This is a genomic window from Streptomyces corchorusii (assembly GCF_001514055.1).
GTDB classification, from domain to species: domain Bacteria; phylum Actinomycetota; class Actinomycetes; order Streptomycetales; family Streptomycetaceae; genus Streptomyces; species Streptomyces olivaceoviridis.
Window position 1 is genome coordinate 58,490 of sequence record NZ_KQ948378.1, and the last position, 21,021, is coordinate 79,510.

At 71.6% G+C, this 21,021-nt stretch carries 18 protein-coding genes; 11 read left to right on the top strand and 7 right to left on the bottom strand.

Translation table 11 applies throughout. The annotated features are described in order from the left end of the window. Positions 1-2,038, bottom strand: a 2,038-nt coding sequence (locus tag AQJ11_RS42275; protein ID WP_244218644.1) for an AAA family ATPase, incomplete at its 3' end; no start/stop codon positions are given. A gap of 550 nt (positions 2,039-2,588) precedes the next feature. After that, positions 2,589-3,077, bottom strand: coding sequence for a TetR family transcriptional regulator (locus tag AQJ11_RS42280; RefSeq protein ID WP_058084584.1), 489 nt, complete (start codon positions 3,075-3,077; stop codon positions 2,589-2,591). Positions 3,078-3,270: 193 nt separating this feature from the next. Between AQJ11_RS42280 and AQJ11_RS42285 the strand changes: the two genes are divergently transcribed. Further along, the gene (locus AQJ11_RS42285; protein WP_059267001.1) at positions 3,271-4,713 is read left to right on the top strand and encodes an aldehyde dehydrogenase; all 1,443 of its coding nucleotides are present in this window, start codon (positions 3,271-3,273) and stop codon (positions 4,711-4,713) included. Between the two features lie 290 nt (positions 4,714-5,003). Here the strand turns inward: AQJ11_RS42285 and rpmF are convergent, their stop codons facing one another. Then, the gene (rpmF, locus tag AQJ11_RS47710) at positions 5,004-5,204 is read right to left on the bottom strand and encodes a 50S ribosomal protein L32 (RefSeq protein ID WP_398724688.1); all 201 of its coding nucleotides are present in this window, start codon (positions 5,202-5,204) and stop codon (positions 5,004-5,006) included. Positions 5,205-5,822: 618 nt separating this feature from the next. Here rpmF and AQJ11_RS42290 point away from each other — a divergent pair. The 6 genes from AQJ11_RS42290 (at position 5,823) to AQJ11_RS42320 (ending at position 12,772) form a co-directional block, all read left to right on the top strand. Further along, positions 5,823-6,758 carry an SDR family NAD(P)-dependent oxidoreductase gene (locus tag AQJ11_RS42290; RefSeq protein WP_059267002.1) on the top strand — a complete coding sequence of 312 codons (936 nt, stop codon included), beginning with the start codon at positions 5,823-5,825 and terminating at the stop codon, positions 6,756-6,758. A gap of 78 nt (positions 6,759-6,836) precedes the next feature. Then, positions 6,837-7,394, top strand: coding sequence for an alpha/beta hydrolase (locus AQJ11_RS42295; RefSeq protein WP_244218642.1), 558 nt, complete (start codon positions 6,837-6,839; stop codon positions 7,392-7,394). A 54-nt stretch (positions 7,395-7,448) separates the two neighbouring features. Continuing rightward, positions 7,449-8,078 (top strand): TetR/AcrR family transcriptional regulator, encoded by a 630-nt coding sequence (locus AQJ11_RS42300; RefSeq protein WP_208616753.1) that lies wholly within the window; start codon positions 7,449-7,451, stop codon positions 8,076-8,078. A 294-nt stretch (positions 8,079-8,372) separates the two neighbouring features. After that, positions 8,373-9,413 (top strand): alpha/beta fold hydrolase, encoded by a 1,041-nt coding sequence (locus AQJ11_RS42310; protein ID WP_059267005.1) that lies wholly within the window; start codon positions 8,373-8,375, stop codon positions 9,411-9,413. Between the two features lie 112 nt (positions 9,414-9,525). Beyond that, the gene (locus AQJ11_RS42315; protein ID WP_014669059.1) at positions 9,526-9,720 is read left to right on the top strand and encodes a hypothetical protein; all 195 of its coding nucleotides are present in this window, start codon (positions 9,526-9,528) and stop codon (positions 9,718-9,720) included. Between the two features lie 262 nt (positions 9,721-9,982). Continuing rightward, positions 9,983-12,772 carry a helix-turn-helix transcriptional regulator gene (locus AQJ11_RS42320; RefSeq protein WP_059267006.1) on the top strand — a complete coding sequence of 930 codons (2,790 nt, stop codon included), beginning with the start codon at positions 9,983-9,985 and terminating at the stop codon, positions 12,770-12,772. A gap of 52 nt (positions 12,773-12,824) precedes the next feature. Here the strand turns inward: AQJ11_RS42320 and AQJ11_RS42325 are convergent, their stop codons facing one another. From AQJ11_RS42325 to AQJ11_RS42335, 3 genes are all read right to left on the bottom strand, one after another. After that, positions 12,825-13,868 (bottom strand): YeiH family protein, encoded by a 1,044-nt coding sequence (locus AQJ11_RS42325; RefSeq protein ID WP_244218645.1) that lies wholly within the window; start codon positions 13,866-13,868, stop codon positions 12,825-12,827. A 13-nt stretch (positions 13,869-13,881) separates the two neighbouring features. Beyond that, the gene (locus AQJ11_RS42330; protein ID WP_059267008.1) at positions 13,882-14,454 is read right to left on the bottom strand and encodes a cysteine dioxygenase family protein; all 573 of its coding nucleotides are present in this window, start codon (positions 14,452-14,454) and stop codon (positions 13,882-13,884) included. Positions 14,455-14,669: 215 nt separating this feature from the next. Beyond that, a complete protein-coding gene (locus AQJ11_RS42335) occupies positions 14,670-15,575 on the bottom strand; it encodes a LysR family transcriptional regulator (RefSeq protein WP_058084590.1) in 906 nt (301 codons plus the stop codon). Positions 15,576-15,892: 317 nt separating this feature from the next. Here AQJ11_RS42335 and AQJ11_RS42340 point away from each other — a divergent pair, with 317 nt between their 5' ends. From AQJ11_RS42340 to AQJ11_RS42350, 3 genes are all read left to right on the top strand, one after another. After that, on the top strand, positions 15,893-17,356 hold the full coding sequence (locus tag AQJ11_RS42340) for a catalase (RefSeq protein WP_059267009.1): 1,464 nt from the start codon (positions 15,893-15,895) through the stop codon (positions 17,354-17,356). Positions 17,357-17,469: 113 nt separating this feature from the next. Continuing rightward, complete coding sequence (locus AQJ11_RS42345) at positions 17,470-17,856, top strand: ankyrin repeat domain-containing protein (protein WP_041664781.1); 387 nt, start codon at positions 17,470-17,472, stop codon at positions 17,854-17,856. A 274-nt stretch (positions 17,857-18,130) separates the two neighbouring features. After that, positions 18,131-19,102, top strand: coding sequence for a quinone oxidoreductase family protein (locus AQJ11_RS42350; protein WP_059267032.1), 972 nt, complete (start codon positions 18,131-18,133; stop codon positions 19,100-19,102). A 70-nt stretch (positions 19,103-19,172) separates the two neighbouring features. Here the strand turns inward: AQJ11_RS42350 and AQJ11_RS42355 are convergent, their stop codons facing one another. After that, on the bottom strand, positions 19,173-20,153 hold the full coding sequence (locus AQJ11_RS42355) for an Lrp/AsnC family transcriptional regulator (protein ID WP_208616754.1): 981 nt from the start codon (positions 20,151-20,153) through the stop codon (positions 19,173-19,175). Positions 20,154-20,372: 219 nt separating this feature from the next. Here AQJ11_RS42355 and AQJ11_RS42360 point away from each other — a divergent pair, with 219 nt between their 5' ends. Beyond that, a complete protein-coding gene (locus AQJ11_RS42360; RefSeq protein WP_059267033.1) occupies positions 20,373-20,963 on the top strand; it encodes an NADPH-dependent FMN reductase in 591 nt (196 codons plus the stop codon). Positions 20,964-21,021: the final 58 nt, after the last annotated feature.

Sequence of the window (21,021 nt, forward strand, 5' to 3'; positions counted from 1 at the left end):
TGTCGGTGATCTGGGTGAGGAAGCCGACGCCGCGGGGGCGGGCCCAGGCGTCGACGGTGGCCTGGAGTTCGCGTGCCCGTTCGACCTGGCCGCGCATCGCCGCGAGCAGGCCGAGATAGGCCCGGGTGTGATGGGCGAGCAGCGCGTATCCGTGGGACGACGTCAGCTCCAGGTCGCGCTGTCCGGTCCGCTCGGCCTCGTCCCACTCGCCGACCGCCATCTGGTCGAGCATGATCAGGTGCAGCATGGTCATGCTGTTGCGGACGAAACCCGTCTCGGCCTCGCGGTCGACGGTGCGCTGGAGGTGCGGCCGGTAGTGGCTGAGGGTGTCCACGTGGTAGGCGGCGACCGACAGACGTGTGATGTCCCAGGGCTCCATGGCCGACAGATCGGTGAACTCACGTTCCACCCGCTCCGCCACACCCGCACCGTGCCGGACCACGTCCCCCCACGCGTCCTGGTAGATCAGCGAGCGGGCGGGAACCGGATCGCCCAGTGAGCCGAGCAACGCCCGGGTCTCCTCCCACTGGGCGGGATCGCCCGCGTACTGGTCGATCGCGAGCAGCAGGTTCACCAGCCGGGTGAGTACGTCGGACGCCTTCCCCGGCTCCCGCTCGCCCAGGTTCTCGATCGCCGTCACCACCTGCCGGTGCGAGTGCCGTACGTCCCCGTCCTCGAAGAACGCCAGATAGGCCGAGGTGACCACGGAGGCGGGGGGCTCGTCCGTGCCCGCCGCGTGATCGGAGCGGACGAGGCGCTGCGCCTGTTCGAAGAGCCCGGCGTGCCCGGCGGCGAAGGCCGCGTCACCGAGCCTGCGGGACCGGTCCTCGCGGTTCTCGCTCAGCTCCGCGGCCCGGGTCAGCCAGGCCACGGCGGCCACGGCGCTGCCGCGCCGGGTCGCGGATTCGGCCGCCGCCTCCAGCGCCGCCGCCACCTCCTCGTCCGGGTCGACCGTCGCGGCGGCCAGGTGCGTGGCGCTCCTCTCGACGTCGTCGCGGTGCACACGTGCGAGGGCCGCGTGGGCGGCCCGGCGCTCGTTGGGCGTCGCCGTCTGGACGACCGTCGAGCGCACCAGGGGATGCCGGAAGACGAAGTCGCCGCTGACCGGGTCGATGCTCAACAGGCCCGCCGCCAACGCCTCTTCGGCGTCGCGCATGCGGTAGCGCCTCGAACCGGGCGCGAGCGCGGTTCCCGGCGTCGCTCCGACACCGTCGAGGGCGCCGCGCAGCAGTTCCTGACGCACGTCGTCACCGAGGGCTTTGATCCGGGTGCCGTACACGTGTTGCAGACGCCGGGGCACCGGCAGCCGTACCGAGGCATCGGGCGAGCCGAGGAGCCGCGCGGCCCCGCCTCCGGTGCGGTCGCCGTCGATGTCGGCGGAGAGTTCGAGCAGTGCCAGTGGGTTGCCCCGGGCCTGGTCCAGCACCAGACGGCGGACGTGTGTGTCCAGGCCCGGGCGGCGCAGGTCGAGCAGGCGTCGCGCGGCCTCGTCAGGGAGGGAGCCGACCGGCAGTACGGGCAGGGCGGCGGTGTCGAAACCCGACGCCACGTCCGAGCGCAGGCCGACGAGGAGCTTCACCGAGCCGCCGTTGAGCCGGCGCCCCACGAACCCGATCACCGCGACACTGGAGGCGTCCAGCCACTGGCCGTCGTCGAGGAGCAGCAGCAGCGGCTTCGCCGAGGAGACCAGGGACAGCAGGTCGAGGACGGCGATGCCGAGCGACATCACGGACGGTGGCTTTCCACCACTGCGCCCGTAGACGGTGGCGAACACGTCGCGGTGCACCTGGTCAAGGCCGTCGACGGAGGGAAGCAGGGGATGGACCAGCTGGTGCAGGCCCGCGAACGGCAGACCGGACTCCGCCTCGACCCCCGCGGCCCGGATCACTCCGTGTCCCGCCCCCGATGCCAGCTTGGCGACATGGTCGAGCAGGGCGCTCTTGCCCACCCCCGTCTCCCCTCTGAGGACGAGGGCCTGCCTCTCCGCGGCCGTCACGAACGCGGACAGCTGCCGCAGCTCGTCGTCCCGGCCGATCATCGTTACGAGCGACTCCACGGCGCCCCACTCCCTTTCCCACCGGACCCGCCTCGTGCGTTCACTTTCCGAGCCTATGTGTGCACAGTCCTGATCTCACGGCGAACAGTCCTGCTCTCCTGGTGAAGAGAACGGAAATACGTAGGCGCGGATCGCGTGAGCGAGTGTGACGCGATGGTGTGAGCGACTGTATGGGGATGACGTGGGAGCGGTGGGACGGCAGCGGGCTGCCGTACGTTGTCGGCCACCGACAGGTCGGGTCCGAGGGCCGGCAGTGGACGGCCGACGCGAGCAACGGCTACCTCGTGAACGCCGCGTCCGGCCTGTGCCCGGAGAACTCCAACGGCGGCACGGCGGACGGCAATCCGCTGATCATCTGGGCCTGCAACAACGGCGAGGGCAGGTTCCGTCGGATGCGGTGTCGGGCCCGCCGGGTCGTATCGCGGGTTACAACGGCAAGCCTCCGCCAACCAGCTCTGGAAACTCCCTGTCTGATCCGCACCTCCTTCGGCGGACGCCGGGCCCGAGCCATGTCACCGTCCGGACCTCCGCCTCAGGACGCTCCCACGCCGTGCAGGAACGTGTCGACCACCACGTCGGCGGCCTTCCCGGGTGCCAGGTGCTTCTGCTGGTGCGCCACCAGGTTCACCAGTTCGGGCAGCAGCGGCCCCGCCCATCCTTCCGGCTGGTCCCGGCGCAGGAGCCCTTCGTCGGTGGCCCGGCGCAGAAAGGCGTCGACCTCTGCGATACAGGCGTCCCGGCGCCGGCGGATGGTGTCGTCGGCGAGCATGCGGGCGAGGTCGACGGGCCAGGTGCGGTTGACGGCGATGATGTTCTCGACGTAGCGGTGCAGGGCGACGGCGACGGGTGCCTCGCGCAGCCGGGCGTCCTCGATGGCCCGCTCGATGGCGGTGACGCGCGACTCGTAGATGGCGGCGAGGAGATCCTCGCGGCAGGCGAAGCGCCGGTAGACGGTGCGCCGGTCCACGCCCGCCTCGGCGGCGATGCTCGCGATGCTGGCGCCGGGGTCGGCGGCGAGCATGCGGGCTCCGGTGGTCAGAACGGCTTCCAGGTTGCGTGCAGCGTCGGCTCTCATCCCCTAAGAGTATCTCCAGTGAGGCCAATCGGAACTATGTCACCACGCTTATGTGCAGCTAACCAAGACAAGTGCTACATTGAAGTGGCGGTTGGACGAGAGGTCCGAACGAACCGAGAGCACGGAAGAGAGAAATCGCATGATCACCTACGACCGGCTTTTCATCGCAGGCTCCTGGGTCGAGCCGAGCAGCCCGGAGCTGCTCGACATCGCCTCGCCGCACGACCAGTCGGTGGTCGGCCGTGCCGCCCAGGCGCGGCCGGCGGACATCGACCGTGCGGTGGCCGCGGCACGGAAGTCGTTCGACGCGGGCGAGTGGCGTCTGACCCCGCCGGCGGAGCGGATCGCGGTCCTGCGGCGCTTCAACGCGCTGCGCGAGGAGAACGCGGAGAAGATCGCACAGCTGATCTCGCTGGAGAACGGTTCGGCCGGCTGGTTCACCCGCGCCGGACAGCCCGGCCTGACCAGGCAGGCGAACGCCTACCTGAAGGCGGCGGAGGAGTTCGGCTGGGAGGAGACGCTCGTCCCCTCCGACCCGGCGTCCCCGGTGCGCAGCGTGGTGCGCCGTGAGGCGGTCGGCGTCGTGGCCGCGGTGATCCCGTGGAACTCGCCGTTCTCCTCGGCCACCTCCAAGATCATCCCCGCGTTGGTCGCGGGCAACTCCGTGGTCCTCAAGGTCTCCCCGGAGAACTCGCTGAGCATGGGCTTCCTGGCCGAGCTGCTGGAGCGGGTGGGCCTGCCCGAGGGCGTGATCAGCGTCCTGCCCGCGGACCGGGAGACCAGCGAGTACCTGGTCTCGCACCAGGACGTCGACAAGATCGCCTTCACCGGCTCGACGCGGGCCGGGCGCCGCATCGCCTCGATCGCCGGTGAGCAGCTCAAGCGGGTCAGCCTGGAGCTGGGCGGCAAGTCCGCCGCCATCATCCTGCCGGACGCCGACATCGAGAAGGCGGTCGCGGGCCTGAAGTTCGCCTCCCTGCTCAACAACGCGGAGTCCTGCATCGCCCAGACCCGCGTGCTGGCCCCCCGCGAGAAGTACGAGGAGGTCGTGACCGCGCTGAAGGAGCTGGTGGAGTCCCTGAAGGTCGGCGACCCGAACGACCCCGACACCTTCATCGGCCCTATGATCCGCCCCGACCAGCAGCAGCGGGTGCGCGACTACATCCAGCTCGGCATCGAGGAAGGCGCCCGTCTGGTCACCGGCGGCCCGCAGATCCCCCAGGGCCTGGAGAAGGGCAACTACGTCACGCCCACCGTCTTCGCCGACGTCGACAACTCCATGCGGATCGCGCAGGAGGAGATCTTCGGCCCGGTCCTGGTGGTCATCGCCTACGACGACGAGGACGACGCCGTCCGCATCGCCAACGACTCCGAGTACGGCCTCTCCGGCGGCGTCTGGTCCTCCGACGAGGAACACGCCCTGGCGGTCGCCCGCCGGATCCGCACCGGCACCATCACGGTCAACGGCGCCTCCGTCGCCTTCGACGGCCCGTTCGGCGGCTTCAAGGCCAGCGGCATCGGCCGCGAGTACGGCGCGGTCGGCCTCGGCACCTACACCGAGTACAAGACCATCACCGTCTGACTCCGGTCGTACGGCCCCGACGACGGCGGAAACCGCCGGCGGACGAGCCACGGACCACGGACGAACCACGTAAACGACCGCCGGCGGCGGCAGGTGGATCCGGCCACCTGCCGCCGGCGCGGCGTTTGCGGTTGCCTGCGAACGCCTCAGGTCTGCGGGCTGTTCCGGGTGGCGCGGGGCCACCTGTCGGTCGCCGGGGGCCGTGACCGCCGGGTGGCGCGGTGGCCACCTGCCGGTCGCCGGAGGCCGTGACCGCTTCCGTTGGGGCGGGCCCGAAAGCGCGGCGCGGGTCAGGCCGGGGGCAGTACCTGACGGCCCCGGTAGGTTCCGCAGTGCCGGCAGGCGGCGTGCGGTGGGGTCGGCAGTCCGCAGGCGGAGTTGGCGCACTTCACGAGCACCGGCGAAGCCGCCTTCCAGTGGGCTCGGCGGTGACGTGTCCGTGCGCGGGACTTCTTGTGCATCATGGGCGATGGTCCGATTCCGTGTGTCATCGCTCTGACCGGGCAGGGCACGCCGGAATCCGACGGGCCGCGCACACATGTTCCTCAGGTGTCCTGATCGGACACGTTGTCCTGAGGTGGCGCGAAGGCTCGTGGGAGCAGGGGCCGGTGAAGGTCAGAGCCGCTGGGCGCGGGCACAGTGAGCCCGCCGGGCGTGGGCGAGTGAGCGCGCGTCCGCCATGGCCGGGTCCTGACAGGGTTTCGGCCGTCCGCCACCAGTGGGGGAAACCCGCGACGCGGGCGAGGTGTGCGAAGCGGCTGGGCTGTCCTCAACCGCTGGTAACCAGCGTGAAGCCTGGACCGGCGCCGATGGGCGGTGGGCTCAGGCTAGGCTCTGTCGACTTCGATCAGCACGTCGACGAGGCTAGCAACTGCCGGGCGTGCCCGCAAAACACGCACACTCTCCTGCTCGGCAGGCGCCCGTACGGGACCTCTCCGCCACCCGCACACGTTCTCCCGCGTCGAGTGTCCCCATGGCGCCGACCATCCTGTCTGAACACACTGTATGGTTGCCCGCAGATGTCTTGGCGGAAGCGGCACGTGTGCGACTCAGGCCACGTGTGCGACGCACGCCAAGCGAGACCACCCTTCTGAAAGCAGGGCACAGGTATGACGCTGACAACCACTCCGTTCGGAATGCGCGCCACCGCCGCGGAGGTACTCAACGGAGTCGATCTCGGCGGGCGCCGGATGATCGTCACCGGAGGGTCCTCCGGTCTCGGTGTCGAGACGGTGCGCGCGCTCGCCGGGGCCGGTGCGCAGGTGACCGTCGCCACCCGGAACCCCGCCGACGCCGAGCCGCTGGTCAAGGAGTTCCCGGGCACGCGGGCCGTCGCGCTAGACCTCGCCGACCTGGCTTCCGTCCGTGCCTTCTGCGACGCCTGGAGCGGGCCGGTCGACGGCCTCGTCGCCAACGCCGGCGTGATGATGCTCCCGACCCGCGAGGTCAACGCACAGGGCTGGGAGATGCAGCTCGCCATCAACTACCTCGGCCACTTCGCCCTGGCCGTCGGCCTGCGCACCGCGCTCCAGGCGGCCGAGAAGCCGCGCGTGGCCGTGGTCAGCTCCGGCGCCCAACTGCGGGCGGGGTTCGACTTCGACGACCCGCAGTTCGAGCGACGCCCCTACGACCCGTTCGTCGCCTACGCGCAGTCGAAGACCGCCGACGTGCTGCTCGCCGTCGGAATCAGCCGTCGGTGGGCCGAACACGGCATTGCCGCCAACGCCTGCGCGCCGGGGTGGATCCACACCAACCTGACACGCCACCTCGACGCGGCGACCATGCGGGCTTTCGGTGCCATGGACGCGGACGGAAACCTCCTCACCCCCGACTACTACAAGACCCCGGCCCAGGGTGCCGCCACCACGGTGCTGCTGGCCGCGTCCCCGCTCCTCGACGGTGTGACCGGGCGGTACTTCGAGGACAACCAGGAATCGGAGGTCGTCGACGGGGGCCCCGACGTGATGGCGGGCGTCGCCAAGTGGTCGGTCGACCCTGCCGCCGCGGACCGGCTGTGGGACCTCGCCCTCACCGTGGTGAGCTGACCCCCGCGACCCCTGTCGACCTACCCCTGTCGACGACGCGGGCCGGACCCCCACGGCCGCGTGGACCGGAGGAACGAGATGAAGGAAACCGCGGGACGCCCCCGGCTCCTCCTGGCGCGCGGGGCATGGCACGGCTCATGGTGCTGGCGGGAGCTTCAGGACGTCCTCGCCGACCGGGGCTGGACCAGCCACACGGCCGACCTGCCGAGCGTCGTCCCGGAGGGGTCCGGCGGGAGGCTCCCCGGTCTGGACGAGGGGGAGAGCCTGATGACGTGCTTCGGCGGCGAGCAGCCGGACCTCGCCGCGGTGGAGGGCGTCATCCCCGTCCGGGAGGACCCGGCGGAGACGCTCCACCACGACGTGCCCGAGGACAAGAGGAAGGCCGCTGCGGCCCGGCTGCTGCCCCAGAGCGCGCTCTCCTTCGCCGAGCCGGTGAGCCGGGCCGGCTGGAAGACCGTTCCCACCGGCTACGTCCTCTGCGACGACGACCGCAGCCTCCCTCCGTCCTACCAGGAACCGTTCGCCGAGCGGGCCGGTGCCGTCCACCACCTCCCCAGCGGCCACACCCCGCTGCTCTCCCTGCCCGGAAATCCGGCTGATCTCCTGGAACGGATCGCGCACGGCGGCCCGGCATAGGGTGCTGGAGCGGCCTGCCGAGCCGCGGAACCGCACGATGACGGAAGGTGCCCGATGAGACCCGTGACCCGCCGCCAGGCCGACCACCATGCCGCGCGGTCGGCCGCCACCCGGGCGCAGGTGATGTCCACCCTGGAGCGGCTGCTCGATTCCGGCGAGGCCTTCTCCGAGATCAGCGTCCAGCGGATCCTGGAGGAGGCGGGCGTGTCCCGGGCCACGTTCTACGCGCACTTCCAGAGCAAGTCGGACGTCCTGGTGCGGCTCACCGACGAACTGCGGGAGTCGCTGCTGACGCTGGCACGGCAGTGGGACCCGGGCGCCGGTGCGGACCGGTTCGCCCGGTTCTTCGAGGAAGTGATCAAGATCCACCGCGCCCATCAGGGTGTGCTCACCGCGGTCCGCGAGGCGGCGTCCTACGACTCCGCGGTGGGCGATTTCTACACCGCCGATCTCGAAGGCTTCGACGAGGCGGTGCTGAGGACCCTGCTGTCCGAACAGGCCGCGGGCGCGACGCCGGCCGACCTCGACGCCGTCGCCGCGAGCCGGATCATCGTCTGGGGAGGCGCTCAGGCCATCGCGCACCACATCCGTGTCGACGACGGCAGCGGCGACGCCGTCTTCGCCCGCGAACTCGCCCGCATCTGGTGGCACGGCGCCTACCGACGCCCGGCGGGGGCCCGGTAGCGCCTCGTCAGGCCGTGGTTCTCGACGCAGCCCTCACGGTCGGCGAAGTCACGGCGGACCGGGCCCTGGAGGTCCTTGGTCCGGTCGCCGCGGACCGCGTTCCGCGGCCCACACACCCTGTGGTGCACACATGGACGGCCGGCGGTGTACGGCACGGCCAACCCTCCCTCACCGCCCGGCGGTTCCTTGACAGCGGGGTCTGACGTGGAGATCCTCGTTACCACTTAGAGCGGTGACGCATGGCAGGTGTGCACATGTGTCTCGCACGCTCCGGACCGAACGCGAGGAAGCGACATGATCAGCAGGCGGAGACTGACCCAGGCCATGACAGCGGCAGCGGCGACGGGGGCCGCCGGTCTCGCCGGGGCCGGCCAGGCATCGGCGGACACGGGCACGGCAGCCGTCAAGGCGTCGACCGGACCGACCGCGGACGGCCTGGGACCGGTGCGCACCGTGCGCACCGACGTCCTGGACATCGCCTATCACGCGGTCGGCCCGGCCCACGGGAAGCCGGTGATCCTCCTGCACGGCTGGCCGTTCAGCCCCGTCGGCTCCTACGCCGAGGTGGCCCCCGCGCTCGCCCGGCGCGGATACCGCTGCTACATCCCCTACCTGCGCGGCCACGGAGAGACCCGGTTCCTGCACGACGACACCTTCCGGTCCGGTGAGCAGGCCGCGCTCGGCGCGGACCTCGTCGCCTTCATGGACGCGCTGCGCATCCCGCGGGCCCTGTACGCCGGGTACGACTGGGGCGGACGGGCCGCCGACGTCGCCGCCGCGCTGTGGCCGGGGCGCTGCACCGGCCTGGTCTCCGTGAACGGCTACCTCGTCCAGAACCTCGCCGTCGCCGAGGAGCCGCTGGCCCCCTCGATCGAGTCGGGCTACTGGTACTTCTTCTACTTCCTCACCAAGCGGGGGCGGAAGGGGCTCCTGCGCAACCGGGAGGACCTCGCCCGCGTCGTCTGGCACCGCAACTCGCCCGAATGGCAGTTCACCGAGGCGGAGTTCGCGCAGGCGGCCGAGCTGTGGACCAACCCCGACTACGTCGACGTGGTGATCCACAGCTACCGGCACCGCCTGGCCGACGCCCCGGGCGACCCCCGGTACGCCGAACTGGAGCGCAGGCTGCTGGACCAGCCGAAGATCACCGTCCCCACGGTCACCCTGGACGGGCAGGCCGACGGCGTCATCCCGGCGACCGACGGCAGCGGCTACGCCGCCCACTTCACGGGCCCCTGGACGCACCACGTCGTCCCGGGCGCCGGCCACAACCTGCCCCAGGAGCGGCCCGAGGCGTTCACCGCCGCGGTCCTGGAGGTCGACGCCATGAGGTGACCGGCGGCACATGCGTCACCGCCTTGACAGGTGACGGGAGGCGGTGCACGCTGATAGTCGTCCCCGGCAGGAACGAGGACGACATCCACGATCGACGAAGTGGAGCACGGTCATGAACAAGGAACTCACCAGCGATGCCGCCGCCGCGGCGGTGCGGCAAGCCCGTTTCGGCCGGCTTCCCGAGCGCATCCGCTTCGAGGACATGACCCAGGAGGTGGAGGTCGAGAAGGACAGCGGGGCCAACTCGTACAACCCCGAGGGCTCGTGGCAGTACTACTCGTGCCTCGCGTTCGACCTGGGGCTGTAGACCGGTCCCAGTGCCCTCCCCGGGAGCGGCCCCCCACCGAAGCGACGGTCGGCGCGCCACCGCGTCGCCCGCCGCGTCGGCGAGGACACGGCCGCACACACCCGGCCCGCGTCACCGGCGACATACCGATACGTCAGGTCGCCAAGCGGACACACGGGGCCGGATGATCGGCTACGCTGTCGGGCCGCATGTTTACACTGAGTGAACCGATGTACAACACGGGGCTTCCCTCTTCCTCGCGACCCTTGGAGACAGCAGCCCGATGAGCGACCTGGACCACCCGGCCGCTCCCGCCGCAGGACGGCTGATCGGGCGGGACCGGGACCTGGAGTTCATCCGGTCCCACCTCAACGGTTCCGCGGTCCACGGCGCGTCCCTGCTGCTGTCGGGCGAGGCGGGCATAGGCAAGACGGCACTCCTCGACGCGGTGGCGGCGGAAGCCAGGCAGCTGGGCACCCGCGTACTGCGGGCGAGCGGCGTGCAGTTCGAGGCGGACATCGGCTACGCCGGTCTCAACCAGCTGCTCGTGCCGCTCTTCGACTCCTTCGACCTGCTGGACAGCGCCCACCGCGACGCCCTGCGGGTCGCCGTGGGCATCGGCAGCGGCCCGCCCCCCAACCGCCTGCTCACGTCCACCGCGGCCCTGATGCTGCTGCGCCGGATCGCCGACGACACGCCGTTGCTGATCGTCGTCGACGACCTGCCCTGGCTGGACCGGGCCACCACCTCGGTACTGGGCTTCGTGGCACGGCGGCTCATCGGCAGCTGCATCAGCTTCCTGGCGGCCTCCCGCGTCACCTCCGACAGCTTCTTCGAGTCGAGCGGCCTCACCGAACACCGGCTCCAGCCACTGGACGAGGCGTCGTCGGCCGAGCTGCTCCATCGCACGCACCCCGAGATGTCCCTCGCGGTGAGGCGTCGCGTCGCGGCGGCGGCACACGGCAACCCCCTCGCGCTGCTGGAGCTGTCCGCCGCCCTGGAGGCCGAACAGCGCACGGCACCGACGGCGGTGCCCTCCGTCCTGCCCCTCAGCGAGCGCCTCCAGACCCTGTTCGCCGCGCGCGTGGCCGATCTGCCGGAGCCGAGCCGGGAGTTGCTGCTGATCGCGGCGCTCGAAGGCACGGGCGACCTGGCCGTGATCGAGGCCGCCGGGACCGGACGTGCCGTGATCGACGACCTCGAACCCGCCGAACGCGACCGGCTGATCACGATCTCCGCCCCCTCCCGGCGGCTGTCCTTCCGGCATCCGCTGATCGGTGCGGCGGTGGTGGCACAGGCGACAGCCGCGGACCGCCGCCGGGCGCACCGGGCGCTCGCCGCCGTGCTCACCGACCAGCCGGAGCGCCGCGCCTGCCACCTCGGAGAAGCGGCGACCGGCCCGGACGAGACGGTCGCCGGCCTGCTGGAACAGGCCGCCCTGCTGCGCCTGGCGCGCGGGGACGCACTGGGCGCGGTAGCGGCGCTCACCCGCGCCGCGGGGCTCAGCCCCGCGCCGGCCGACGAAAGCCGCCGGCTGGCCCAGGCCGCCTACATCGGCGCCGACTCCGGCGGCGAGCTGGCGGACGCCTCACGCCTGCTGGCCGGAGCCCGGCGGGCCGATCCCAGCGCCGGGGAATCGCTGTACGCGGCAGCGGCGTTCGCACTCCTGCTGATCAACAAGGAGGGCGACATCGACACCGCGCACCGGCTGCTGGTCGGCGCGATCGAGACGGGGGGACACGGCTGGGACGCGTCCGACGGCGCCCTCGTCGAGGCCCTGTTCACCCTGATCACCCTGTGCTGGTCCAGCGGCGACCCGCAGAAGTGGCGGCCCCTGTTCCGGGCCCTCGACCGGCTCACTCCCGGACCCCCCGACCTGCTGTGGGTGTGCGCCCAGACCGTGGCGGACCCCGCTCGCACCGGGCACCGGGCGCTGGAGGCGCTCGACGCGCTGCTGGCGGACGTCGGCGAGAACGCGACCCGCGTCACCCGCATCGGCACCTGCGCGACGTACCCGGAGCGGCTGGCGGACGTGCGGGAGGCGTGCCAACGCCTGGTCGAACAGGGCCGGGCCGGCACCGCACCCGCCCGCCGGCACCTGGCGGCCCTGCTGCACCTGTGCACGGACCACTACCGCACGGGCCGCTGGGACGAGGCCGTACACCTGGCCAGTGAGGGCCTCGTCCTGTGTGAGCAGCACGGCTATCGCTTCTTCGCCCGCAAGTTCCAGTACGTGCAGGCACTGGTGGCCGGGGCACGCGGCGACACGGAGACGAGCACGGCCCTGTCCGAGGAGGTCGTCGGCTGGGCCGTCCCGCGCGGCGCCCATGGTGTACAGGTCCTCGCCTTCCACACCCGGGCGCTGACCGCGCTCGGCGCCGGCGACTTCGAGGCCGCCTACCGGCACGCCACCGCCCTCGGCCCGCCCGGAACCCTCCCTCCCTACCTCCCGCAGGCCATGGCCGTCACCCTGGACCTGGTGGAGGCGGCCATCAGGACCGGGCGCCCCGCCGAAGCCGCCGCCCACGCCGCGGCCGTGCGGGAGTCGGCGATGGCGGACCTGGCGCCGCGCCTCGCCATGCTCGTGCTCGCCTGCGAGGCCCTGACCACGCCCGGCGACCACGCCTTCGACCTGTTCGACCAGGCGCTGCGCCGGGCCGAACCCGGCGCCTGGCCGTTCGACGTCGCACGGATACGCCTCTTCCTCGGCGAGCGCCTTCGACGCCGGCGCTTCACGAAGGAGGCCCGCGAGCAACTGGCCCAGGCGTTGCGGGCGTTCGAGAAGCTGGGCGCGGCCCCCTGGGTGGCCCGTGCCACGGCCGAACTGCGTGCCGGGGGCCCTGGCGCGTCGGCCACCGCGCAGCCGGGGAAGGGCGCACTGACCGCCCAGGAGTGGGAGATCGCCACCCTGGCGGCCACCGGGCTGACCAACAAGCAGATCGCCGAACGGCTTTTCCTGTCGCATCGCACCATAGGCACGCACCTGTACCAGATCTACCCCAAACTCGGGATCAACTCCCGAGCCGCGCTGCGCGACGCCCTGGCCGGTCTCGACCTGGACGACGCCGACTGAGGGGCCCGTACGACCGTACGGTGACGGGACGGGCGCGACGGGCGTACCGGACTCAGCCGGTGGTCAGCAGGACGCCCGCGTACGACAACCCGGCCACCACGACCCAGGACGCCGCCCCGAGCACCAGCATGCGCCGGCCGGACGTGCTCGCGAGGGTGCTCGGGTTCACCGCCGCGCCGAGGCCGAAGAGAGCCGAGGCCAGCACGAAGTGCTGCACCGCGGCGGCGTGTTCGAGCACCGCGGCGCCGAGCAGCCCGGTGCTGCGCAGCAGGATCATCGCCAGGAAGCCGGCCACGAACAGGGGGAGCGCCGGAGGCCGCTCGCCGCCCGCGTCCGCCCCCGCGCCCCGGGACCGGCGCAGGACGACGGCCGTGCCCGCGGTCAGCGGGGCGAGCAGGACCACCCTCATCAGCTTGACCAGGACGGCGTCGCGCAGGGCGAGCGGACCGGCGGTCTGCGCGGTGGCGACCACCTGGCCGACATCGTGGACACTGGCCCCCGCCCACCGGCCGAACCGCACGGGGTCCATGCCGAGGACGGTGTGCAGCACGGGCAGTACCGCGATCGCGAGTGTGCCGCACAACGTGACCAGCGCGACCGCGCCGGCGACGTCGTCCTCCTCGCTCCTGGCCACCTGGCCCACCGCGCCGATGGCCGAGGCACCGCAGATCGCGTAACCGGCGGCCACCAGCAGCGGGACATCGCCGGGCAGGTCCAGCCGCCGGCCCAGCCAGTAGGTACCGCAGAAGGTGGCGATGACGACGCACACCACCATTCCCAGCGTCGGCAGCCCGAGCCCCGCCACATCGGCGAGCGAGAGCTGGAGCCCCAGCAGGACCACACCGACCCGCATCAACCGCTTCGCCGCCACGGCCAGTCCGGCCTTGGCCGACGTCCGGACGAAGACCCGGATCCCGGGCAACTGGCCGGCCGCGACACCGAGCACCACCGCGATGGTGAGCGTCGGTACGGCGGGCAGCGCCCCGTGCAGCGCCGTCGCCAGCAGCACCCCGGCCGCCGCCAGCGCCAGACCGGGCACGGCGCGATGCCGGGACCACTTGCCGCACACGTACGGGATGAACGATCTGTCGTGGATTCCGCTCACGGCGTCAGTCGCGCTCGCCGGCAGGGCGCTCGTACACGCGTCGCACACTGCTGCCCAGACGCACCACGTCGGCGCCGTAGACGTGGAGGGAGATCGCCGTGCCGGTTCCGCAGTTGTGCACCTCGTGGATGTCACCGGGCGGGGCGAAGCCGCAGACGGAGCCCACCGGGTTGGTCACCACCTCCGTGGCGACCAGGCGGGCGCCCGCGCCCTCGGGCACGAGGCGGTAGCGCTGCTCGCTCTCCGTCCCCTGGTGGACACCCGTCACGCACCAGGAGACGTGGTCGTGGACCGGGGTGCGCTGACCGGGCAGCCAGACGAGCGCCACCACCGAGAAGCTGCCGTCCGGTTCGGCGTGCAGCACGTGCTGCGTGTAGCGCTCGGGCGAACCGACGCACTGTTCGGCGGTGAGCAGTCCGGGATCCGCCAGGTAGCCGCGCAGCGCCCGGGCGGCCAGGCCGGCGGACCGCGCGGGACTCAGGCCACGCGCCACCACGGCCCGGATGTCCGCCGTCAGGGCCGCCGCCGTCTCGGTGATGCGCGCACTGCCGGTCGTGTGAGCGGTGGTTGTTGTCATGTACGGCAGCTTCGGGGCCGTCGCGCACCGGCGTCCAAGCAGCGTTTCTTCGCTCGTCCCAACCACCGCTTATGCGAGCCGGGAGGTGGCGGGCGCCGAGCCGGTCATACGCCGGCCGGGCGGACGGTCGTCGTGGTGGGGTCAGCGGCCATTCCCGGCGGAGGGGTGCCTGGTGGGGTCAGCGGCCGTTCCCGGCGGAGAGGTGCCTGGTGGGGTCAGCAGCCGTTCCGGGCGGCGGCGGCCGAGCGTATGTGCTCCAGCACCAACTCGGCGGCCGGCAACTGCACATGCTCGCGCAGCGCGTAGGCACTGACCCGGCGGAACACGTTCGGCTCGACCAACCGGCCGGTCACCTGGCGGAGGTTGAGGAAGGAGAGCACCAACGAGGGGACGACCGCGATGCCCACCCCGGCAGCCACCAGGCTCTGCAACGCGAGATTGTCGTCGGTGGTGAAGACGACGTCCGGTTCGAACCCTTCCTCGGCGCAGATCTGCAGTAAGTTCGCCCGGCACCGGGAGCACCCCGCCACCCAGCGCGCCTGGGCCAGCTCGGCGAGGCGCACGGCACGCCGGCGGGCCAGCGGGTGGCCGACCGGCAGCAGGACCACCAGCCGGTCCTCCAGGAGGTCGATCTCCGCCAGCTCGGGCGGGACTTCGGGGCGCAGCCCCGGATAGCTGAAGGACAGGGCGATGTCGCAGGCGCCGGACAGCACCCGGTGCAGGGACTCGGGCGGCTCGGCCTCCTGCAACTCCACCCGTACGGCGGGGTGGTCCGCCAGCAACCCGGCCACCGTTTCCGGGATCAGTGTCGCGTTGGCGCTGGGGAAGGCGCAGACGCGGACGCGGCCGGCACGCAGTCGCGCCAGTGCCTGGAGCTGCTGCTCGGCGTCGCGCAGTCTGCCCAGGATCTCCTCCGTGTGACGGGCCAGCGTCCGCCCGGCCTCGGTGACGTACATCCGGCGGCCCTTGCGGGTGAAGAGCGGTACGCCCGCCTCCCGTTCGAGCGCCCGGATCTGCTGTGTGACAGCGGGCTGGGTGTAGCCGAGGGAGCGTGCGGCGGCGGTGAACGAACCGGTGGTGACCACCTCGTGGAAGGTGCGGAGGCGTCGGGAGTCCAGCATGCGCCGATCATAAGCAGAAGTTTGGCGGCGGCGACCGAACATGTGCTCCGGCGATGCCTGCACGCTCCCTGTCCGTCAGGGCGTCGGACCGCGGACGAGGCGTTCCGAGGCGCCCGCGCCGGGCGGCGCGGACGATTTCTCGCCGCCGTCACGAGCAGGGATGTCCGAAACACCTATGCCACTGGATCACCTTGACGCAGATATGTTCCAACATAGGATGTGTGTCGGTGCACGCTTCAGGGCGGCTCGCGCGGAATGGCCCGGCCTGGCGCCACGCGTAGAACACACGTGAGGGACCACTCAGCGAGGAGCGAGCTTTGCCCGAGAACAACCAGAGGCCGTTGACCACGGCTGCCGGCGCACCGGTTCCCGACAACCAGAACTCCCTGACGTCCGGTCCGCGTGGCCCCATGCTCCTCCAGGACGTGTGGTTCCTGGAGAAGCTCGCTCACTTCGACCGCGAGGTCATTCCGGAGCGCCGTATGCATGCCAAGGGCTCCGGCGCGTTCGGGACCTTCACGGTGACCCACGACATCACGCGGTACACGAGCGCGAAGATCTTCTCCGAGGTCGGCAAGAAGACCCCGCTGTTCGCCCGCTTCTCCACCGTCGCGGGCGAGCGCGGCGCGGCCGACGCCGAGCGTGACATCCGCGGCTTCGCCCTGAAGTTCTACACGGACGAAGGCAACTGGGACCTGGTCGGGAACAACACCCCGGTGTTCTTCTTCCGCGACCCGCTGAAGTTCCCCGACCTCAACCACGCGGTCAAGCGCGACCCGCGCACCAACCTCCGGGACCCCGAGAACAACTGGGACTTCTGGACCAACCTCCCCGAATCCCTGCACCAGGTCACGATCGTGATGTCCGACCGGGGCATCCCCGCCTCGTACCGGCACATGCACGGCTTCGGCTCCCACACCTACAGCCTGGTCAACGCCGAGGGCGAGCGGTTCTGGGTCAAGTTCCACCACCGCACCCAGCAGGGCATCAAGAACCTCACCGACGCCGAGGCCGAAGCCCTCATCGGCAAGGACCGCGAGTCGCACCAGCGTGACCTCTTCGACGCGATCGAGAGGGGCGACTTCCCGAAGTGGAAGCTGTTCATCCAGGTCATGCCGGAGGCCGACGCGGAGAGCTACCGCTTCCACCCCTTCGACCTCACCAAGGTCTGGTCGAAGAAGGACTACCCGTTGATCGAGGTCGGCGAGTGGGAGCTCAACCGCAACCCCGACAACTACTTCGCGGACGTCGAGCAGGCCGCCTTCAGCCCGGCGAACGTGGTTCCGGGCATCGGCTTCTCCCCCGACCGGATGCTTCAGGGCCGTCTCTTCTCCTACGGTGACGCCCAGCGCTACCGCCTCGGCGTGAACCACCACCAGATCCCCGTCAACGCCCCGAAGAACCCGGTGAACTCCTACCACCGCGACGGCGGCATGCGCGTCGACGGCAACCAGGGAGCGACGCCGGGCATCGAGCCCAACTCCTACGGACGCTGGCAGGAACAGCCCGCCTACCGTGAGCCGAGCCAGGCTGTGGGCGCCGTGGCCGACCGCTTCGACTTCCGCGCGGACGACGCCAACTACTTCGAGCAGCCCGGCGACCTGTTCCGCCTGATGAGCCCCGAGCAGCGGCAGGCCCTCTTCGAGAACACGGCCCGCGCGATCAACGGCGCGTCCCGGCCGACCGTCGAACGGCACATCGCCAACTGCACCCAGGCCGACCCGGCCTACGGCGAAGGGGTCCGCAAGGCCATCGAGGCGCTGGCCGCCGGCGACCTCTGACCCCTGCGCCCCAGACATCGCCCCCCCCGGCCCGGTGCGAGCACGGAACACGCTCACGCCGGGCCGGGGCATGAGGGGAACCGCCGGGACCGCACGATCCGGAGAAGGGGTACATGACCAGCGGTGGACTGACTCCTGAGCAGACGCGACGCGTCATGGCCATCGCCATGGACCTGGCCCGGGAGGGCAGCACCGGAACACTGGTGGAGTTCGTGGAGCACGGGCTCCCGGTGGACGCCCGCGACGAGGCCGGCAACACCCTTCTGATGCTCGCCGCCTATCACGGCCACGCCGACACCGTACGGGCCCTGATCGCGCTCGGTGCCGACCCGGACCTGCGCAACGCCCGCGACCAGTCACCCATCGCCGGCGCCCTGTTCAAAGGCGCGGACGACGTCGTGGGGGTACTGCGGCAGGCCGGCGCGGACCTGGACTCCGGAACGCCGACCGCGCGGGCGGCAGCCGCCCTGTTCGGCCGTGCCCACCTGCTGGCGGACTGATCCGCGAACGCACCGGCACGATGGACCGGCTGTTCCATTCCCCGGGGTTCGGTATCGGGACGCCCGGCAAATCCTGGACTTGCCGGTCCAAAAAGTGCTCTCTACGCTCACATCCGTGATGCAGGCGGGCCGCCGCGGCGAAGACGCGGCGGGACCGCCCTCTTCGCTCACGACCCCGAGACAACGAGGCCCCGTCCGATCGGCGGATTCCAGGGGCCCTCCGACACGCTCGACCGCCGACCGGCGAGCGTACCCACGGAAAGAGGTGAGCACCATGCGGGCTGTGGTGGTGGAAGAGCTGGGCGGGCCGGAAGTGCTCCGGTTGAAGGAGTGGCCCGACCCCGTGCCCGAGCGGGGTGAACTGGTGGTGGACATCGACTTCGCCGGCATCAACTTCATGGACACCGGCACCCGCGCCGGCTTCTCGGTGCCCGGCGAGCCGCCCTTCGTTCCCGGGGTCGAGGGCGCCGGCCGGGTCAGCGCCATCGGAGAGGGCGTCAGCGGGTTCGCGATCGGCGACCGGGTGGCCTGGGTCTCGGTCTACGGCAGCTACGCCGAGAAGATCGCCGTCCCTGCCGACCTGGCCGTTCCCGTCCCGGACGACATCCCGAGCGACATCGCCGCCGCCACGATGATGCAGGGACTCACCGCGCACCACTTCGTCACGGAGTCCGCGCCCCTGGCCGAGGGCGAGACCGCGCTGGTCCACTCCGCCGCCGGCGGTGTGGGAGGCATCGTCACCCAACTGCTCGCACTGCGCGGCGCACGGGTGATCGGCCTGGTCTCGCGGGAGGAGAAGGTCGCTGCCGCGAAGGCGGCCGGCGCGGACGAGGTGCTCGTCTCCTCCGGCGGCGACTTCGTGGACCGGGTCAAGGACCTGACGGACGGCGAGGGAGTGCACGCGGTCTTCGACGGCGGTGGCGCCACCACGTTCCGTCCCTCGCTGGAGGTGCTGCGCAGGGTGGGCACCCTGGTCTACTACGGCCCGCTGATCGGCGACATCCCCACCGTGCGCATGCTCGACCTTCCCAAGAGCGTCAGGATCACCTACGCGGTGTACGCGGACCACATCCACAACCGGGAGCTGCTGCTCCGGCACACCGGGGACCTCTTCGACAAGATCCGTGAGGGCAAGCTGCGGATCGACATCAGCGAGCGCTACCGGCTGGGCGCCGCCGCCCAGGCACACGCGGACATCGAATCGCGGCGCACCTCCGGCAAGCTGCTGCTCGACCCGAGCCGCTGAACCGACCGCGCGCCGACCGCCCTTCGCCCACGGCTCCCCCTCGGCTCCCCCTCGGCTTCCCCGAGCGGGCTCAGAAGCCCGGGCGGGTCAGGCCGGTGCGTTTGACGGTGGCCAGGACCGGGGTGGTGTCGACCGAGGTGATCTGCTTCATCGCTCCGATGGTGTCGGTGAGGAAGCGGTAGAGCGCGTCCAGGTCGGTGGTGGTGACCATGACCAGGAGATTGGCGGGTCCGGTGGTCGCGGCGGTGAAGCGGACGGCGGGTTCGCGGCTGAGCTGCTCGCCGGCGGCCTGGAGGGCGCTGGGTTCGACGGACAGCCACAGTTGGGCCTTGGTGCGCAGTCCGAGCAGGGCCAGGTCGGTCTCGGTGACCAGCCGGACCGTGCCGTCGTCCAGCAGTGCTTCCAGGCGGCGCCGTGCGGTGCGTGGTGTGGTGCCGGACCGCTCCGCGAGCGTGGCGTAGTCGGCACGGGCGTTCTCGGTCAGGGCCTGGATCAGGGCCAGGTCCGCGGAGGGCAGAGGAGCCGGTGGCGGGGAGCTCAGCGGGAACGGCCGCACTCCGAGGCGCGCGGCCTCCTCGTCGTCCAGCAGTCGGGCACCCCAGTTGAGGGAGGCGGGGAAGACCCGCAGCAGGGTGTGGGAGGTCCAGCCGTGGACGGCGTCGGTGGCCGGCAGGTCGCGCAGCAGGAGGCGATTGCGTGCCTCGGTCCCGTCCAGGAAGACGATGGTGCTGATCTCGTCGCCGCCGTCGAGGATGTCGACCCAGAGGGTGTCGGTGCGGCGCGCCAGGGTCGAGGCGACCGTTCTGATGCGCTCGGGGCGGCAGCGGATGCGCAGGGCCATGGGCACCAGGTGGGGGAAGCGGATCGGATTGCGCTCCGCGGTGGCGCGCAGCGTGCCATCGGCGTACAGCGGGCCGGCGCGGCGGACCACGGTGCGTTCGGACAGCCCCAGGCACGCGGCGACGGCCCGCCAGGAGGCACGCGGTGAAGCGATCAGAGCGGCGGCGATCCGCTGATCCGTCTCATCCAGGCTCTGGCGCACAATCGGCATTCTATACGGCCTACTTGGCGCCCCATATGAATTTCGAAGGCCGGTTCTGGCGTTGTATCGCCGTGCCGTCGAGGATGGATCACGCGCAGGCCGATGGGCCCGCACACCACCGACCATCCGTCCCCGCCGCGGCACACCCGGCACCTCCCGGCCCCCGGACACGGCCACGAGGTGACCCCCGTTGCGGCCGCGGACGGCCCGAACCGCGAAGGAGACACCGTGACCCCCCTCAACGTCCTCGCCATCTCGGGGAGCCTGCGCCGCGACTCCCTGAACACCACCCTGCTGCGGGAGGCCGAGCGTCTGGGCCCGCACCACCGCTTCGACCACTACGACGGGCTCGGCCGTCTGCCCCACTTCAACGAGGACGAGGAACACCCCGCGCCGTCCGCCGTCAGCGACCTGCGCCGCCGCGTCCAGGAGGCGGACGCGGTGCTGATCGCCTCACCCGAATACAACGCCTCGGTACCCGGAGCGCTGAAGAACGCCCTCGACTGGCTCTCCCGCCCGGCCGGTGACGACGGCCCGGCGCTCGCGCTGAAGCCGGTCGCCGTCGTCGGGGCTTCCCCCGGTCCTTTCGGCACCGTCCGGGCGCAGCTGGCCCTGCGCCAGGTGCTGCACAAGATGAACGCCCGCGTCGTGCAGCAGCCCGAGTTCCTCCTCTTCCAGGCCCACCAGCAGTTCGACGACGACGGCCGCCTGCCGGAGGACTCCCCGGCCCAGCAGCTGCTGCGCGCGGTGCTCGACGCCCTCACCCAACTCGCCGCCAGCGAGCGGCAGCAGGCCCTGACGGGCGCATCCGTCCACTGACCTCGGTGCGGCCCCGTCGCGGCCCGGCACGGGAGGGCGGAGCCGATGACCCGCACAA